We start from the raw sequence: 16,655 nt of genomic DNA on the forward strand, positions 1-16,655 counted from the left end.
GAGGTGAGGGGGAACCCCTAAAGAAAACGCATTGTTTGGCAACAAACGGGGGAAAACCCCCCCCCCCCCCCCCCCCCCCCCCCCCCCCCCTCCTTCCCCCCCCCCCCCCCCCCCCCCCCCCCACCAGGCTCCAAGCATTGGCTTGCCTACTGAACGCCTACCCTCTGCTTGTTGTAGTTGCTGCCTTCACCGTCCGGCTTGTAGTTGCTCTCCACGTTGCCGGCGATGTCGATCGAGAACCAGTTGACGGTCGTCTCGCTGTTCACCGTGATGCTCTGGACCCCCTCGCGCATCCCCGCCAGCGCTAGCTTCGGCGAGCTGTACGTCGGCCGGCTGCCATCCAGCGTGAAGTACACATTCGCCGGCTCACTGGTGCTGAACGTGAACGCCGTAAACCCCGCCTCCTGCTTCACAACCTTCAGCGACGTCTTCGGCTGGATCTTGTCCGTCGCGTACGCCCGGGCCACCTCGAGGATGGCGATGTTGCCGTTGGCGAACTCCATCGCCTCCTCGTGCCCCTCGGCGAACGGCGGCTGGAAGCCGACCGCGGTGAACCGCTTGGTCGCCGGGTCGTAGATGTCCGCGCCGACCTCGAAGTCCCAGCCGATGATGCCCCGGTTGTACCAGTGCTCGTCGGCGCTGTTGCCGGCCGCCGAGTACAGCACGTCGGTCACCGGTCCGGTGCGGCCCGGCCAGATCGCCGTGCCCCGGTATTCCTGGACCCGGGAGAGGATGTAGTCCGAGGAGGTCCAGAAGTACGCCTCGGTGCCCTGGTCGACCCGCGGCAGCACCTCCCGCCCGGCGGCCTTGTACGCCCCCGGCGGCCACATGAAGTACCCGCCGTAGGAGTGGGTGTTCATGGAGAGCTTGATGTTCGGGAAGTGGTCGACCAGCCAGACCTCGTTGCGCGCCTCCGGCTCGGACAGTTCGCTCGGCCCGGCGAAGGTGTCGCTGGTGCAGTTGGTCGCCGACGCGCCGACGTAGCCGTCGAAGACGGAACCGACCGAGAAGTTCCGGTTGATGTCCACGCCCCAGGAGTTGCGGCGGCCCGGGTCCGCGTTGGTCTCTGGGCAGTGGTTGGTCATGTTCCGCCGCTGCATGTTGAAGTCGTACATGCTGTAGTGCGCGCCGTCGGGGTTGACGACGGGCAGGATGAAGATGTCCAGGTCGTCGACGATTTTGCGGGTGTTCGGGTCCTGCGCGTAGTTGCGCAGCAGCCGCTCGGCCGACTCCACGCAGACCAGCGGGGTCACCCATTCCCGGGCGTGTTCCTGGCAGTAGAGGAAGACGCCGACCTTCGAGCCATCGCGGTGCTTGCCGATCCGCAGCACCTTCATCTGGAACGGCTCGCGGGACACGCTCGCCGGCGCCTTCAGGTTGTCGGTCAGCTGGGTGACCAGGGCCGCGGCCACCACGCCCGCGCCGGCGTTGCCCCGGTACGTGCTCGCGGTGAGCAGTTTGGCCGCGTCAACGTTGCCGTTGACCGCGGCGACGACCTGCGCCGCCGTGCTGGTGATCGCGCCGGAGCCGTTGGTGGCCAGGCTGACCGTGACGGCAGTGCCGGACACGCTCACCGTCAGCGGAGCGTTCGCCACGCCCGGGTCGGCCAGCGACATGGTGATGTCGTTGCCGCCCTCGGAGCCGTACGCCGTCGAGGTGACGTAGACGGTGCTGGCCGCGGCGGTGCCCAACTGGGCCTGCGCCTTGCGCCGGTAGCCGTTGGTCTTGTACGGCAGGTCGATCAGCTCGGTCAGCTTGGGGAACTCTGCGGCCAGCCCGGTGAACCGCGCGGTGACCTCTGTGGGGTCCATGTAGTGGTCGACGAAGTCCGACACGTACGGGTGCTCGCCGGGGGCCTTGCGCGGGCTGCCCAGCCACTTCGCGACGTCGACCGTGACCGAGCCGCCCTTGTTGCTGGTGATGGTGGCCCTGGCCGGTGCGGCGTCGATGGCGACGGGGTTGCTGAACCGGTGGTACATGTACTGGCCGGCGTCGGTGAACCGGGACATGGTGGCGGTACCGCCGGAGCCGATAGCTGTGCCGGGCCCGCTGTCCCAGCTGGCCGTCAGCACGGTCGTGGAGTCGGTGCCGGCGCTGGATTTCACCTCGATGTTGAGGAAGAGTTGGTCGTTAAGGCTGGTGAACCATTCGGCCCGCAGCACGGTCAGGGTGTCGGTGCTGGCCGTGGCGGCGGTCGCGGCCTGGATCGAGGCGGACCGTTCGGCCATGTTCTGCGCGTAGTCGCTCTGGTCGGAGATGGCGTCCTGCACGTCGAAGCCCTGGTCCCGCAGCGCCTGGCTTTCCTGCGGGCTGAGGATCGCGTGCACCTCGATGCCGTTGTCGACGGGCTTGACGTATTCGGCGAGATCGACGCCGAGGTCGTTGAGACGGTCGATGCCCGACGTATCGGCGACGACGATGCGCATCAGGCCGACGCCGTTCTGTTCGCCGGTCGACGACCGGTCGGGGGCCGCCGCGCTGTCCGAGGTCGGATTGGCGAGGCCGGGTGCGCTGACGGCGAGCGCCAGCGGTAGCGCGAGCAGGGCGAGGAATCGGCGCGGTCCGTTGGCTCTTCCTGTACTCCTCATGAGAGTCCTTCCGGCGAGGCGACCCAGAAGGCCACGCAGTCGAGGTCGCCGGTGGCAACCTCGACTGCCGCAGCTACGCAAAGCGTGATCGCCGAATCACCATCAGTCAAGATCGATGCGCAACCTCCAGCTACTGGGACACGCGTTAGAACGGCGCGGTCGCCACGGCTTGCGCCGGCAGGAACCAGTCGTCGCCCGCGTACGACGCGATCACGCGGGTGGCACCCTGCCGCTTGAAGCTGATCGTCGGCGTGTCCCCGCCACCCTCCGGGAACGTGTAGCGGGCAATCTCCCAGCTCCGGCTGTCTGTGGCAGCGGTGATCACCAGCTCGCAATCGGTATGGCAGCCGGCGAGCTTGGCGTACATGTGCAGCGTGCCCTGCGGGTCCGCCCAGACGTTCATGCCCACGTAGGCGGCTCGACGCTCCACGGTCACCGTCGCCGTCGCCTGTGCCGGCGCGTGCACGTCGTCGCCGTCGAAGGTGGCCAGATACTCGTAGGTGCCCGCCGCCTGGGGGTAGTCGTAGAACCAGTTGCCGGATGAGCCGAGCACGATATCGGGCAGGGCGGTCACCTCGCCGTTGAACGTCCGCTGCATGTGGATCACTGAACCCGTCGCGTCAACGTAGTCGTCGAACCACAGGCTGACTGATCCTGAGATCGTGCATCCGGCGCAGGACGGGTTGTTGGCGCTGAGGTTGAGGTGGGAGGGGACCCGGGTCACGGTGACGGTCGCCGTCGCCTGTGCCGGCGCGTGCACATCGTCGCCGTCGAAGGTGGCCAGGTACTCGTAGGTGCCCGCGGCCTGTGGGTAGTCGTAGAACCAGTCGCCCCACGACGTGGCCACGATGTCCGGTAGCGGGGTTACCTGCCCGTTGAACGTCCGCTGCATGTGGATCACCGAGCCGGTCTTGTCGGCACCGTCATCGAACGACAGCGTGACCTTGCCCGTGACCGTGTAGCCGACGTAGGCCGGGCTGCTGGGAGTGATGGTGAGGTGGGATGGGACGGTGCCGGCCGCTTGGGCGGCCGGCGGTGCCACGAGGACCGCCACAGCGGCCGTGACGATGAGCAGCAGCGCGGAACGAATTCGAGACCGCATGCGTGACCTCCCGTTTGTGGGCGCTCCGCCTGCCAGTCTCGACTCGCTGTTTGAAGCAGGTCAATAGTTGATGCAGGTCAAAGACCGGCGGTCCGTGTCGGCGCGCTCCGCCTCCCGGGTGGCCGCGCCGCCCGCTACGCCCCCGCCACGCTGACCTGCTCTGGCGGGACGTCCGGCTCGCTGACCCGCCGCTCATCCCCGTGCCCCGGCCACCACGCCGCGTGCCCGATCAGCGCGGTCAACGCCGGGACGAAGAACATCGACATGACGAACGCCGACAGCACAATCCCGATCGCCACCGCGAACCCCATCTGCTGCAGGAACGAGATCGGCGCGAGCATCAGCACCCCGAACGTCCCGGCCAGGATCAGCCCCGCCGCCGCGACCGTCGGCCCGGCGTGCTCCACACCGATCGCGGCGGCCTGATGTGGCTCGTTGCCCTCGCGCGCCTCCTCGCGTAGCCGGGCGATCATCAGGATGTTGTAGTCGGTGCCGATCGCCACGACGAACAGGTAGAGGATGATCGGCAGCTGGAAGGTGATGCCGGGCTTGCCCTGCAACCCCTGGAATAGGTAGACGGTGGCGCCCAGGGTGGCGGCGAAGTTGAGCAGCACCGCGATCACCAGGTAGATCGGCGCGACCAGGCTGCGCAGCAGCAGCGCGAGGATGAGCGCGATCAGGCCGGCGGCCACGGGCAGGATGACCGACAGGTCGCGGTTGTTGGCCGAGTTGATGTCGGCGAAGATCGCGGTGGGTCCGCCGACCAGTGCCCTAGTCCCGGCCGGGGCCGCCTGGTGCATCGCGTCGCGCAGGTCGTCGCGGACGAGGGTGATGGCCTCGTTGGAGACCGGGTTCTCGTTGAGCAGCAGATTGACCCGGGCCACGCTGGGGTCGCTGCTGCGCTCCGGCGGCTGCGCCCGGCCGACGCCCGGCGCTGTGGTAGCGGCGGCGGCGAAGTCGGTGATCTGCTGCTCGGTGAGCGGCGTCCCGTTGCCGGTGGTCAGGTAGACCTCGGTGGGGGCGAGCGCGCCGGCGGCGAAGCCGCGTTGCAGGTCCTTGGCGGCCCTGGCCGACTCGGTGTCCTGCGGGAAGCCGGCGCTGAAGTCGTAGTCGGCCTTGTAACCCAGCACGCCGGCGGCGAGCGCGACCAGCAGGGCGCCGGATGCCGCGGCGACGAGCGCCGGACGGCGGCCGATGGCGGTGCCGAGGCGGTGGGACATGGTGGCCTTCGGGACGCGCTGCCAGGCCTTGGACGGCCAGAAGACATACCGGCCGAGCAGTGAGACGACGGCCGGAATGAGGGTGAGCGACGTGACCAGCATGACCCCGACGGCGATCGCGAGCGCCGGACCGAGCGAGCCGAAGAAGCCGAGGGACGCGAGCAGCAGTACGAGGAAGGCGACGATGACGGCGCCGGCGGCCGAGGTGATGACCTCGCCGACCCGCTGGACGGAGACGATCATCGCGGTGCGCTTGTCGTCGCCGGCACGCAGCCGCTCGCGGTAGCGGAAGAGCAGGAACAGGATGTAGTCGGTGCCGATGCCGAACAGCACGATCAGCAGGATCGTCTGCAGGTCCTGGCTGACGTTGAGGTCGAAGGCCTTGCCGGCGGCGGCGACGAGCCCGGTCGTGACGGTCATGACCAGGCTGATGGTCACGACGGGCAGCAGCGCGGCGATGGGGCTGCGGAAGATGATCAGGATCAGTCCGATGATCAGGATGATGGTGGCGACGCCGACCACCGAGAAGGCCTTGTTGAAGGTGTTCTCGTTGTCGACGAAGCTGGCCACGTCGCCGGCCACCCCGGCGGTCAGCCCACTGCCGGCCAGTTGCGGTCCGATGCCCGCGCGCAGATCGCGTACGGCATCCAGCAGCGCCGGGTCGTCCGGGGTCGGCGCGTCCAGTCCGACGCTGACCACCTGCACGGACTTGTCCGGCGCCACGGCCGGCGGGCCGGTCAGGTAGCCGGAGGTGTGCGGGATGTTCCTGGCCTTGAGCGACTGGGCGACCTGGCCCACCTTCGCCTCGTCCGTCGACGTGAGCGGCTGCCCGTCGGCGCGCTTGACCACGATGGTCGCCGTCGCCGTGGCCTGCTGCGGGAACGCCTTCTTGCCCAGTTCGGTGGCCTGCACCGACTCGTAGGAGTGGGGCAGGAAGCTCTCCTGGTCGGCGGAGGTGATGTCGGACAGCGACGGTGTGGTGAGGACGATGGCGACGGCGGCGAGCAGCCAGCCGCCGATCACCCACCACGCTTTGCCGACGACGAATCTGCCCAGCCGCTCGAACATGGTGTCCCCCGTGTCTCGGCTCCACTGAAGTACGGTCTGTCACCCTGGCGGCAGCCTTCGCTACCGGCTGTACAGCCTACCGTCGGCACGCAATCCTTTTCGGACGCCTAGCGGCTGCTGCCCGCTTTCCGGGCGCGGCGCGGTCTGGGGCCGGCCGTCGCGAGCGGCGGGATCGCCATGAGGGCGTTGAGGTGTTCCTGCATGCGTTCCAGTGGGCCGTCGGCGCTGTGCAGCCCCTGGTGGAGGTCGCGCAGCACCTCGTCGGATCCGTTGGTGAAGGCGAGGATCTCGGCGAGGGAGAGCTGGTGGTTGAAGATCTCCGCCTCGTTCCGCCAGTCGTGGAGCAGGCCGGCCAGCGTCTCGTCCCGCCGTGGGGACAGCACGGCGGACGACAGCGCGGCGTTCACCGCCGACAGGCTCATCCGGGGGTAGACCTGCCGGCGGGCCGGCTGCGTGGCTCCCACGGAGAAGGGTGGCGAGGTCAGGATCTTCCGGTTGTCCTGCAACTCCTCGCCGATGGCCTGCAGGGCCTCGGCCCGCCGCTCCCGTCCGGCCGCCCAGCGCTCGGCGACGATACCGGTGATGCCGCCGAGCAGGCCCAGGATCTGCACCGCCGGCTCGAAGCTGGCCATGCCGGCCGACCGGCGCCACCAGACGGCGCTGACCACGAAGGCGACCGCCAGGCTGCCGGCGGTGACCGCCATGATCCAGGTGCGGGGCGCCGTCACCCACGACGGCAGGGACGCCGGGCGTGGTGGCCGCCCCGGTCCGCTCGTCATTTGCCGGGTCGGCGGAACACGTCCCGGGCGGCCGTGTCGTGGCCGTTGCCGCTGTCGCTGCTCGACAGGAGCATCAGGTCCATGCCGAACCGGCGGACCCGCTCGGAGGCCTGGAACTGGGTGAAGGCCTCGTTCTCCACGAAGAGGCCCGCCTTGGCCAGCGCGGCCGCCAGGGCCTTCAGCTGGTATTTCCGGGTGATGAGCAGGCGGATGGTGTCTCCGCGCGGGAAATCGATCCGGCTGCGGTTCGGGAGCACGATCTTCAGGTCCTCGGCCGACTGGTTGCCGTAGATCACCTTGATCACCAGCGACCGGCCCTCCTCGACCACCCCTTCGAACCGGACGTGGTTCATGTTCACCGAGAGGTCGGTGTTCTGGCGCAGGGCGCTGATGACGAACTCGCGGAACACCCAGCTGGTCTCGTACTCCCGGGCCGCCTGCTGCGCCATCCGGTCGTCGAGGTGGGATGCGGTGGCGACCTCCACCAGGAGCCGGTCCTGCGGGCGGAGCAGTTGTGTGCTGAGCCGCTCGACCAGGTCGACGTCCTCGTCGAAGTTGGCCATCGTGTTGCCGAGCAGCGAGAACAGCACCGGCTCGTCGCCCATCAGCCGGTCACGCAATTCGTTCAGCTCGGCCACGTTCTCCTCGACGGAGAAATCGAGCTGCACCGGAAGCAACTGGTTGCGGAACTGCCGGAAGAAAGGCAGTGACTTAATCGGCTTGAGGCCGAGACGCAGCATCTCTGCGCTCATGTCGACGGGCACGTAGTACATCTCGGGGTTCGACGGCTGCAGGTCAGCCAGGACCACCGCATCCTTTTCCCCGGTGCCCGGGCCCAGGCTGATGTAGTGATAGGGGCGGCCGTTGTGCCGGGAATGCAGATTCCGCCAGCGCCGGCTGAAGGTTTCGATCCCGTCCCGCATCACCGGATAGTTGGGGTCGGTGCAGGCCCGCTGCCAGTTCACCGCCGGTTCGATGCCCCAGTAGGAGTAGCCGGACACGATCCGCTTCTCGTCGCCGGTCGAGGAGAAGGGACGCTGCAGCTCGGCGGCCAGCTCGTTGAGCTTTCGGGACTGGTCTTCCCCGACCAGGCACAGCGACCAGGAGAACTCGGTTTCCGAAATGACTTTCTCGAGTCTGCGCAGCAGCTTTAACTGCTCCCTGGCCTGCTGATCCATGTTATGCAACCCCCGGCGAGGTCGGACCGTCCCCATGTTCCGCTCGCCAACCTTAACAGCGTCAAAGTCTTTCCAGGTAGCCGCTTTGATCGGGTGCAGGATGGCAAGCGCCGGACCTTTTGACGGCAATTGCGGCTATCCAGAAGCAACCGTACGGGCCGGGCGCGCGGTCAGCCTGCGGCCGGCTGATCGGCGTACACCGGGTCTTTCCTGCCAGCGCGCTCCGGGCACTGGCCGGCCGGGCCGCCCACCATGCCGATCCGGCCGTCCGAGCACACGGTCAGGTAACCCCGGCCCGCCCAGAACCCGGGAACGCAGACGAACCAGCGGCACACGTCGGGGGCCGGCTCGTGGACCAGCACGCCGCCGCAGTAGTTGTAGCCGTACGGATTCTCCGGTGCCCCGCACCGCTCGACGCCCGTGGACGGCGGCCGGACGGGCGAGCCGGTCGGGCCGGGTGCCGGTGAGGTGCGTCCCGGTGTCGGTCGAGGAGGACCGGAGTCGGCCGGACCGCGCCCCGGTCCGCCGCCTTCGCCATCGGGAGCCGCCGCGCGGCGAGCGGTCGTGCCGGGCGCCGGACGTTCGCTTGCGGCGCCGGGAGCCGACGTGCGGGAAGCGGGGCCGCCGGGCGCCGAGGGAACCGATCCCGCGCCCGGGGCATCGGGGTCCGCGGTGGGGAAAGCGGTCGTGCCGGACGCCGAGGGCGCGACGCTCGACCCGGGCACGGTACCCGGGGTGACCGGGGCACCGCCCTCGAACCTGCCCTCCGTTCCGGGTCCGGCCCAGTCGGCGGTCATGACGTACGCGGACAGGCCGAGCACCGCGACGGCGGCCGCCAGTAGCGCGAGGTGGCGCGGTCCCGGCGCGGGCTCCGCCGGAGCCGGCGGCCCGGACCGTCCGTTGGCAGCGGCGACCGGGGCCTCCGAGGCGGCATGACGTGGGGTGTAAGCCGGCCGGCTGGTCGAGGACACCGCCGCCACCTCCTCCTCTTCGGACCCGGGTCCCTTTCGCGTACCCAGGAAGGCGGCCTCGCACGCCCGTACCGGTGACAAGGTCCTCGATCCGGCGGCGGCCCGGCGCGCGGGTCCGTAGCCTGGCGGCGAGGCACAGTCGGGTCAGCTGACGGGAGGCATCGTGGCGAATGCGGTCTGGGAGGCGCTGGATGGCGTCGGCGAGGTCGAGCTCACCGTCACCGGCCGGAAGACTGGGCGGCAGATCTCGCGCCCGGTGTGGTTCGTGCTGGAGGACGACAGCGTGTTCCTGGTGCCGGTGACCGGCTCGGACAGCCAGTGGTACAAGAACGTCCGGCAGACCCCGATGGTCGAGCTGACGGTGAACGGTACGGCGTTGAGTTCGAGCGCCACCCCGATCACCGACGCCGCCCGGGTCGACCACGTGGTGGAGATGTTCCGGGCCAAGTACGGCGCGGACCGGATCGAGTCGCACTACCCGAAGCACGACGTCGCGGTCCAGGTGCCGCTGGGCTAGGGAGGGTCGGGACGCCCCGACCCTCCCCGGCCAGGTCATTCGTTCCGGGCGGTCTCCGGGCCGGTGATCCGGCGCAGCAGCGGCAGCGTCGAGGCGACGATGCCCAGCGACACCGCCAGCCCGCCGGCGACCATGAGGTAGAACGACGCGCTCGGCGGCAGCAGCGTGTAGTGCAGCTGCGACCGCAGGAACAGGTGCGCGGCCAGGAACCCCATCCCCGTCGCCACCACGGCGACGAGCAGCAGCGGCACGACGGTCTCCAGCGCCACCACCCGGCGCAGCGTGCGCAGCTGCACGCCGGTGAGCCGCAGCATGCTGAACGGACGCTTGCGGTCGCTGAGCCCGCCGGCCACGCTCACCGCCAGGCTGCAGCCGGCGATCGGCAGGCTGGCCAGCATGACCACGTTGGCCAGTTGCTGGAACTGCCGCAGCAGCCGCGCGGAGTCCGACTCCCACTCGGCGGTGCTGCTGGCGAACCGCTGTGCCGGGAACGCGTTGATCATCATGGTGCGGGCCTGTTCGAAGGCGGCGCGGCTGGTGGTGTTGACGACCACCGATCGGATCGGCTGCCGGTCGACCTGCGCGGGGGCGGCGTCGGCGGCGGGCCAGACGTAGCTGTCGTTGGTCAGGTCCCAGGCGCGCTCGCCGATGAGGTCGTCGGCCACGGCCGCGACCTGAGCGCCGGCGGGGCAGGTGCCGAACACCGCCAGGCGGTCCAGCTCGGCGCACGTGATGATGCCGGGCCACCATGCCCGGTAGGCGGCGGCATCCGCCGGATTCCCCCGGACCTCGACCGGGGGTGGTGTGTCGACCGGGTTGGCGCGGACCAGGGTCACGCTGCGTACCCCAGGGATGGTCGCCAGTGGTGGGATCTGGTCGGCGGTCGGCGCGGGGCCGTCCTCGGGCGGGAACCACGTCGACAGGGACGTGGCGGCCACCGAGTCGGTGCGCGGCTCGCCGCGGTTGGCGACGTAGGTGGTGATGACACCGGTGGCGACGCTGGTCACGAAGAGCGCCACGATCAGGCCGCTGACCGACCGGAACGCCGCCTTGGGGTTGTCCGCGAGGCGTCGCCCGGCGATGAGGGTGGCGGGCCGGCTGGCCCGCCCGGCCAGCAGGCGGGCACCGAGCATGGTCAGCCACGGGCCGGCCAGCAGCAGCCCGGTCAGGATCAGCACAAACCCCGAGAGGTACGCGGTGAGCTGCCCGTTGGTGGTGGGGGGACGCCGGCCGACGAAGTACGTCAGCTCGGCGATCCCGGCAGCCAGGGGGATCAGCCGCCAGGCGCGCGGCGGTTTCGGGGTGATCCGCCGGGTCACGCCCAGCGGGGAGATCTGCACCCGGCGCAGCGCCAGCCAGGAGGCCAGGACGGCGCCGAGCGGGATGCCGAGCGCGACTTCCAGGACGTCGACGAGGGTGAGCGACAGGTCGGTGGTGAAGAACGGGTCGCCGGTGAACGGGATGGTGGCGACTGCGGGTCGGAGCGCGAGGAACAGGCCGAACCCGACGAGGGTGCCGGCGGCGGCCGCCAGGGTCGACTCGACCGCGGAGATGCGGGAGATCTGCCGTGGTGTGGCGCCGACCAGCCGCATCGCGGCGAAGCGTTGCTCCCGTCGGGTGGCGGCCAGCCGGGTGGCGGTGCCGATGAAGATGAGCACCGGGAACAGCAGCGCGGTCGCGACGATGGACAGCACGAGGGTCATGCCGTCGTGCCTGATCCCGACGTAGCAGCCCCTGCTGCACTGGTCCGGCGCGGTGGTCATGATCTGGGTGACCTTCCTGGCTCCCAGGTGCTCCAGGTCGGTCGGGGTGCGGCCGATGACGATCAGCAGCGAATCCGGCGACGGCAGCGCCACCTGCCCGATGGTGCCGACCTGGTGGCCGGGGAACCGGTCGCCGAGTTGCGCGGCCGGGGTGGTCCGCAGCAGCTCGCCGAGGGCGGGCGAGACGTAGTACTCGCCGGGGCGGGGCAGGCGCGGGATGCCCGGCGGGACGGGCGCGTCCGGACCGGTCGCCGCGACCTCGACCCGGCCGATCGACTCGCCGTGGTAGTAGTCCTCCCGGATCAGCCACCACATCGGGTCGACCGACGGGTCGGCGGCGGCCGGGGCGACGGCGGTGTTCAGCCAGGCGTAGCGCTGATTCTGGGCGTTGACCGCGTTCATGCCGGCGAGGGTGGTCAGGAGCATGCCGACGCCGAGCGCCACCGCGGCGGCGATGATGACCAGCCGGGTGGCGGCTTCCCGCCCGCCGGCCAGGGACAGCCGGAGCGCGAACCGGATCATGAGTGCACCAGCGCGTTCACCTTGCCGTCGCGCACGATGACCTGCCGGTCGGCGTACGCGGCGACCCGGGCCTCGTGGGTGACCAGCACGACGGTGGTGCCCTGCTCGCGGGCCGAGGAGACCAGCAGGTCCATGACCTGCTCGCCGGTGAGCGTGTCGAGCGCCCCGGTGGGCTCGTCGGCGAACAGCGCCCCGGGGCGGGCGACCAGGCCGCGGGCCAGCGCGACGCGCTGGGCCTGGCCGCCGGACAGCTCACCGGAGCGGCGGTGCTCCAGCCCGGCCAGGCCGAGTCGCTCGAACCAGGGCCGCGCCTCCTTCAGCGCGGCGGCCCGCTTGACGCCGCCGAGCAGCAGCGGCAGCGCGACATTTTCCTCGGCGGTCAGCTCCGGCACCAGCTGCCCGAACTGGAACACGAACCCGAACTGGTCGCGGCGCAGGAGGCTGCGCTCGGTCTCGCTGAGGGTGTCGATCCGGCGGCCGTCGAAGTGGATCTCGCCGGCGTCGGGCACCAGGATCCCGGCCAGGCAGTGCAGCAGGGTGGACTTGCCGGAGCCGCTGGGGCCCATGATGGCGACGATCTCGCCGGGGGCCACCGAGATGCTGGCGCCGCGCAGCGCGGGGGTCTCGCCGAAGGACAGCGCGACGTCGCGCGCCTCGATCGCCTTCATCCCTTCACCACCGTGCGGAGGGCATCCAGCCGGGCGGCGGTGGTGTCGATCCAGTGCAGGTCGGCTTCCAGGTGGAACAGGCCGTGGTCGGCCAGCATGGCGTCGACCAGGTTGCCGCCGCGCTTGATGTCCGTGAGCTCCTTCATCCGCAGCAGGTGGGTGGCGCGCTGGGTGTCGAGGTATTCCTCGGCGGGGCGGTCGAGCATGAGCGCCAGCACGACCTTGGTGAACAGCACGGTCTGCAGGTTGGGTTCGGCCTGCACCGGCTCGGTCAGCCACGACTCGAACTCGGTCGCGCCGCGGTCGGTGATGACGTAGCGCTTGCGCTCGGGGCCGACGCCGGGCTCGATCTCGCCGACGACGATCTTGCCGTCGCGGACGAGCCGGCCGAGGGTCGCGTAGACCTGGCCGAACGGCAGCGACTTGCCCCGGCTGAAGAAGGTGTCGTAGTCGCGCTTCAGGTCGTAGCCGTGGCTGGGCTCGCGTTCGAGCAGTCCGAGCAGGGTCATGGGAACACTCATGAGTGCACCATACCCTCAGCGTATACCTCGCGTATATATCCCCCGCGTATGTCAGTTCGCGGTGTCCCGCCCGACGGTGGCTGCGGCGGCCGGCCGGCCGGTCGCCGTCACCGGGGTCAGCTCGAAGTGGACGGTCCGGCCGGTCTTGGCGCGCCCGAGCCGGTGCGTCAACGGCACCAGCACCCCGTGCAGCATCGGGTGCTTGCGGATGAGCGCGCGGCTGGCCGCCCGGTATTCGGCACCGCTCAGCCGCCGGGCCACCGCCTCGATCGCGGCCCCGGTCGGCTTGCCCAGCGCCGTCGAGGGGGCCAGGGTCACCCGCGGGTTGTTGGCGATCCGCCGGGTCTTCCACGCCTTCTCGAAGCTGCGCACGTACGCCCGCTCCCCCGCCACCGCGACGCTCACCGCCGTCGGCACGGCGGTCCCGTCCCGCTTGACGGTGGTCAGCACCACGGTCTTCTGCCGCACCAGCGGCGCCCACTCGGGTGCCGGTGCGGGGTCGACGTAGCCGACAACCCAACCGAGTTGCCGCAGCCGGGCCGCCAGCGCGGCCAGGGCCAGCACGGCCGACAACCCGACCGCCCAGGTCTGGGCGGCGCTGCCGCCCAGGTCGGCGTCAACCACGTGCGACACGGTGTGCGCCGCGCTGCCGACGACGTACCCGGCCAGGGCGACCGCCAGCCCGTCGGCCCAGATCAGGGCCAGCAGCAGGGTCGCCCCGATGCCGAGCTGGAATGCCCCCACGTCGTGCACGAAGTGCACGTGCGGCGGGAACGCCACCGCCGAGCTGAACGAATCCGGCGCGGTCAGCGCCCACACCCCGACCGCCAGCGACGCCACGCCGAGCAGCGCGACCACGACCCGCACCATGCTTCTCATGCCCGGATGACGGGCCACCGGCCCGGCGTGTGACCGGCCGCGGCCTGGCACCCGGGTGACACTCAGCGGCGTGCGAGGTCCGGTGCCTCGGCGAGGCCGAGATCGCTGAGCGGAGACCGCGGTCGGGCGGGTGAGCGGCGGGACAACAGACATCCAGTCAGCGCGGCGGCGAGGCCGGCCAGCCCGGCCGCCGCGAAGCCGCCCGCCGGCACGGAGACGTCGATCGCCACCCCGACGATCGGGGCTCCGAGCGCGAAACCCGCGCTCAGCGCCGAGGATTGCAGACCTGTCGCCTCGCCCCGCACGCTGGCCGGCGCCAGCCGGCTCACCGCGTCGGCCACCGTGGAAAGGGTCGGCGCGGTGAGAAGCCCGGCGCCGAGAACGGCCACGCACAACCAGGGCCAGTCGTGGGCAAGCCCGGCGGGAATCGTCACGAGCCCGAGCAGGCCGAGCAGCAGCCACGTGGGCAGCGGCCGGGGCAGCGCGCCGAAAATCAACCCGCCGGTGACGGAGGCCACGCCGAACACGGCTACGACCACGGCGGCCCAGGACACCTGACCTGCTTCTTTGAGCGTGGCGATGATGGCGAGGTCGACGCCGCTGAGCAGCGTCGTGGTACCGAACGCCATCGTCAGTACGGCAATCATGCCGGCGCCCAGCCACTCCCGGCGCGGGGGCCGCCCGGCCGCACCGGCATTCGCCTCGTCCTCGGCACGCAGCGGCGGGTTGAGCAAGGCGATCCCGGCTCCGCCGGCCACGATCGCGGCGCCGACCCCCCACGCCACCACACCGGGGGACATCTTCGCCGCACACAGGATCACCACCGGTGGTCCCACCATGTACGACAGCTCGCCCTGCACCGCTTCCAGCGCGAACGCGGCCCGGCGCTGTCCCGCCGTCGTCATCGCGGCGATCGCCTGCCTGGTCACCAGCTGAGCCGGCACCATCAGCAGACCCGCCGCGAAGGCGGCGCCCAGCAGGATCCCGTACGGCAGGACCGGCACGCTCAGCCAGAACACGACCTGCGCTACGACAGTTACCAGCAGCACGGTACGCAGGCCCCGCCGGTCGATCATGCGGCCCAGCAGCGGCCCGCCCAGCGCCAACCCGACGGTCAGAGCCGCCGCGACACCACCCGCCGCGGCGTAGCTCATGTCCAGGCCCAGCACGACATACATCGTCAACGCCGTCACGTCAGCCGTGATCGCGGCACGGGCGAGCAGCGAAACGCCCAGCAGCAGTGCCATCCCTGGCACGGCGAGCACCTGTCGGTATCTGGTCACCTGCCGGACGTTAGGTCACCCGCCAGGCCATAGGAAGTGGTTAACTTCTTGGAGCTGGCATAATGAACGCTTATGGCAAGGGATCTTGAGATCGTGTTGCTGCGGTCGTTCGTCACCGCCGTGCGGGCGGGCAGCATCAGCCGCGCCGCGACCACGCTCGGACATACCCAGCCCGCGCTCAGCCAGCAGTTACGCAAGCTGGAGAGCGCCGTCGGCCGCCCGCTGCTCTACCGGTCGCCGTCCGGCGTCTCGCCGACCCGGGCGGGTGAGGAGCTCCTGCCGTACGCCGAACGCATCCTCTCGCTCTCGGCACAGGCACTCACCGAAACCGGGCGCGCGCTTACCGGCCGCTGCGGCGTCGGGTTGCTCGAAGACCTCGCGGCGTCCCAGCTTCCACAGGCCCTCGCCGACCTCGCCCGGCTGCACCCCGGCGCGACGCTGGAGGTGCTCACCTTTTCCAACGCCGCGATGCGGGAGGCCTACGACGCGGGCCGCGTCCAACTCGTGCTCGACGAGGTGCCGTACGTTCCCGGGCCGCCGCGCTGGACGGTACGCCGCCCGCTGGTCTGGGCGATCGGCCAGGGTGTGGACGTGACTGCCGATCCGCTGCCGGTGGTGCTGTTCTCGAACCCGTGCTTCTGGCGTACCTCAGTGCTGGAAACGCTGGAACGTGCCGATCGACGTTGGCGGGTGGCGTTCGAAAGCAACAGCCTGCTCGGTGTGCTCGCCGCCGTACGGGCCGGGCTCGGCGTCGCGGCGCTCATGCCCGCGAACCTCGAACCGGTCATGGCCTGCCACGACGCGGACGCCCTGCCCACCCTGCCGGACGTCGAGCTCGGTCTCGCACGGCACCCGCGGACCGAAGGTGATCCGCTGATCGATGCCGTGGAGACCGCGCTACGACGCATGATCTGAGTTTCGCGGCTGGACGGCGCGCCGGTTGCCGTCCAACCCCAGACGGGCTGCCACCCAGTTACCTGCAGAACTTCAGGCAGACTGCTTAGGGCTTGCAGAGGAACAAGTAGCAACTTCGCATACGCTGACTGTCTAATGTGGTATGCGACTGGTGTCGGAGGCCGAGGCGTTACTGGCAGCCAAGTTCCAGGTGATCTTGCCGCATCTGGATGAGCGGCAGCGCCGTCTGCTGATGGGGGCCGAGGCCCGGATCCTCGGGCACGGCGGGATCAGGCTGGTGGCCCGAGCGGCCGGTGTCGCGGAGGGCACGGTGTCGAGAGGCGTATCCGATCTTGACGCTGGTGCAGAGCCGTTGGGTCGTGCCCGCAGGCCCGGTGGAGGGCGTAAGCGGGCGGCGGAGCTGGACCCCGGGCTGCGTCCGGCGCTGCTGGCCCTGGTCGAGCCGGATGAGCGGGGTGATCCGATGTCGCCGCTGCGATGGACGACGAAGTCGACCCGCAGGCTGGCGGCCGAGCTGACCCGACGTGGCCATCGGATCGGTGCTGACACCGTCGCCGACCTGCTGCGTGAGGAGGGGTTCAGCCTGCAGGGCAACGCCAAGACCGTTGAGGGCGCCCAGCATCCCGACCGCGACGCGCAGTTTCACTACCTCAACGAGGCCGCCCGCGCCCACCGGGACGC

General features: G+C 70.3%; 14 protein-coding genes. 3 read left to right on the forward strand and 11 right to left on the reverse strand.

All coding sequences use genetic code 11. The features are described 5' to 3' along the window. Positions 1–146: 146 nt before the first annotated feature. The 6 genes from ACZ6S5_RS33580 to ACZ6S5_RS33605 all read right to left on the reverse strand — a co-directional run bounded on the left by ACZ6S5_RS33580 (position 147) and on the right by ACZ6S5_RS33605 (position 8,297). Entirely contained in the window at positions 147–2,588 is a 2,442-nt protein-coding gene (locus tag ACZ6S5_RS33580) for a M14 family zinc carboxypeptidase (protein WP_466006313.1), read from the reverse strand. A gap of 145 nt (positions 2,589–2,733) precedes the next feature. After that, on the reverse strand, positions 2,734–3,630 hold the full coding sequence (locus ACZ6S5_RS33585) for a hypothetical protein (RefSeq protein WP_466006314.1): 897 nt from the start codon (positions 3,628–3,630) through the stop codon (positions 2,734–2,736). Between the two features lie 194 nt (positions 3,631–3,824). Continuing rightward, entirely contained in the window at positions 3,825–5,978 is a 2,154-nt protein-coding gene (locus ACZ6S5_RS33590) for an MMPL family transporter (protein ID WP_466006315.1), read from the reverse strand. A 107-nt stretch (positions 5,979–6,085) separates the two neighbouring features. Next, the gene (locus ACZ6S5_RS33595) at positions 6,086–6,706 is read right to left on the reverse strand and encodes a hypothetical protein (RefSeq protein ID WP_466006316.1); all 621 of its coding nucleotides are present in this window, start codon (positions 6,704–6,706) and stop codon (positions 6,086–6,088) included. A 47-nt stretch (positions 6,707–6,753) separates the two neighbouring features. Beyond that, on the reverse strand, positions 6,754–7,935 hold the full coding sequence (locus tag ACZ6S5_RS33600; RefSeq protein ID WP_466006317.1) for an L-histidine N(alpha)-methyltransferase: 1,182 nt from the start codon (positions 7,933–7,935) through the stop codon (positions 6,754–6,756). Between the two features lie 170 nt (positions 7,936–8,105). Then, a complete protein-coding gene (locus ACZ6S5_RS33605) occupies positions 8,106–8,297 on the reverse strand; it encodes a hypothetical protein (protein WP_466006318.1) in 192 nt (63 codons plus the stop codon). Positions 8,298–9,069: 772 nt separating this feature from the next. On the opposite strand from ACZ6S5_RS33605, the gene ACZ6S5_RS33610 reads away from it, so the two are divergent. Continuing rightward, entirely contained in the window at positions 9,070–9,423 is a 354-nt protein-coding gene (locus ACZ6S5_RS33610; RefSeq protein WP_466006319.1) for a nitroreductase/quinone reductase family protein, read from the forward strand. Between the two features lie 35 nt (positions 9,424–9,458). Here ACZ6S5_RS33610 and ACZ6S5_RS33615 read toward each other — a convergent pair whose 3' ends face one another. The 5 genes from ACZ6S5_RS33615 to ACZ6S5_RS33635 all read right to left on the reverse strand — a co-directional run bounded on the left by ACZ6S5_RS33615 (position 9,459) and on the right by ACZ6S5_RS33635 (position 15,059). Next, positions 9,459–11,708 carry an ABC transporter permease gene (locus ACZ6S5_RS33615; protein WP_466006320.1) on the reverse strand — a complete coding sequence of 750 codons (2,250 nt, stop codon included), beginning with the start codon at positions 11,706–11,708 and terminating at the stop codon, positions 9,459–9,461. Next, the gene (locus tag ACZ6S5_RS33620) at positions 11,705–12,376 is read right to left on the reverse strand and encodes an ABC transporter ATP-binding protein (protein WP_466006321.1); all 672 of its coding nucleotides are present in this window, start codon (positions 12,374–12,376) and stop codon (positions 11,705–11,707) included. Before ACZ6S5_RS33620 ends, ACZ6S5_RS33615 begins: the two co-directional genes overlap by 4 nt. After that, positions 12,373–12,897 (reverse strand): PadR family transcriptional regulator, encoded by a 525-nt coding sequence (locus tag ACZ6S5_RS33625; RefSeq protein ID WP_466006322.1) that lies wholly within the window; start codon positions 12,895–12,897, stop codon positions 12,373–12,375. The genes ACZ6S5_RS33620 and ACZ6S5_RS33625 overlap by 4 nt, the downstream gene beginning before the upstream one ends. A 51-nt stretch (positions 12,898–12,948) precedes the next feature. Next, on the reverse strand, positions 12,949–13,776 hold the full coding sequence (locus ACZ6S5_RS33630; RefSeq protein WP_466006323.1) for a PPOX class F420-dependent oxidoreductase: 828 nt from the start codon (positions 13,774–13,776) through the stop codon (positions 12,949–12,951). Between the two features lie 62 nt (positions 13,777–13,838). Continuing rightward, positions 13,839–15,059, reverse strand: coding sequence for an MFS transporter (locus tag ACZ6S5_RS33635; protein WP_466006324.1), 1,221 nt, complete (start codon positions 15,057–15,059; stop codon positions 13,839–13,841). 72 nt (positions 15,060–15,131) lie between these two features. Between ACZ6S5_RS33635 and ACZ6S5_RS33640 the strand changes: the two genes are divergently transcribed. Together ACZ6S5_RS33640 and ACZ6S5_RS33645 are read left to right on the forward strand one after the other, a co-directional pair. After that, positions 15,132–15,974, forward strand: coding sequence for a LysR family transcriptional regulator (locus tag ACZ6S5_RS33640; protein WP_466006325.1), 843 nt, complete (start codon positions 15,132–15,134; stop codon positions 15,972–15,974). Positions 15,975–16,116: 142 nt separating this feature from the next. Continuing rightward, on the forward strand, positions 16,117–16,655 hold a 539-nt coding region (locus ACZ6S5_RS33645), incomplete at its 3' end, for an ISAzo13-like element transposase-related protein (protein ID WP_466006326.1).

It is taken from the genome of Micromonospora sp. NPDC051924, from assembly GCF_055586005.1.

Excerpts from the sequence above, each read along its gene's own strand:
- ACZ6S5_RS33640 (WP_466006325.1), top strand. The coding sequence starts at position 15,132 with ATGGCAAGGGATCTTGAGATCGTGTTGCTGCGGTCGTTCGTCACCGCC.
- ACZ6S5_RS33615 (WP_466006320.1), bottom strand. The coding sequence starts at position 11,708 with ATGATCCGGTTCGCGCTCCGGCTGTCCCTGGCCGGCGGGCGGGAAGCC.
- ACZ6S5_RS33620 (WP_466006321.1), bottom strand. The coding sequence starts at position 12,376 with ATGAAGGCGATCGAGGCGCGCGACGTCGCGCTGTCCTTCGGCGAGACC.
- ACZ6S5_RS33600 (WP_466006317.1), bottom strand. The coding sequence starts at position 7,935 with ATGGATCAGCAGGCCAGGGAGCAGTTAAAGCTGCTGCGCAGACTCGAG.
- ACZ6S5_RS33625 (WP_466006322.1), bottom strand. The coding sequence starts at position 12,897 with ATGAGTGTTCCCATGACCCTGCTCGGACTGCTCGAACGCGAGCCCAGC.
- ACZ6S5_RS33590 (WP_466006315.1), bottom strand. The coding sequence starts at position 5,978 with ATGTTCGAGCGGCTGGGCAGATTCGTCGTCGGCAAAGCGTGGTGGGTG.
- ACZ6S5_RS33580 (WP_466006313.1), bottom strand. The coding sequence starts at position 2,588 with ATGAGGAGTACAGGAAGAGCCAACGGACCGCGCCGATTCCTCGCCCTG.
- ACZ6S5_RS33630 (WP_466006323.1), bottom strand. The coding sequence starts at position 13,776 with ATGAGAAGCATGGTGCGGGTCGTGGTCGCGCTGCTCGGCGTGGCGTCG.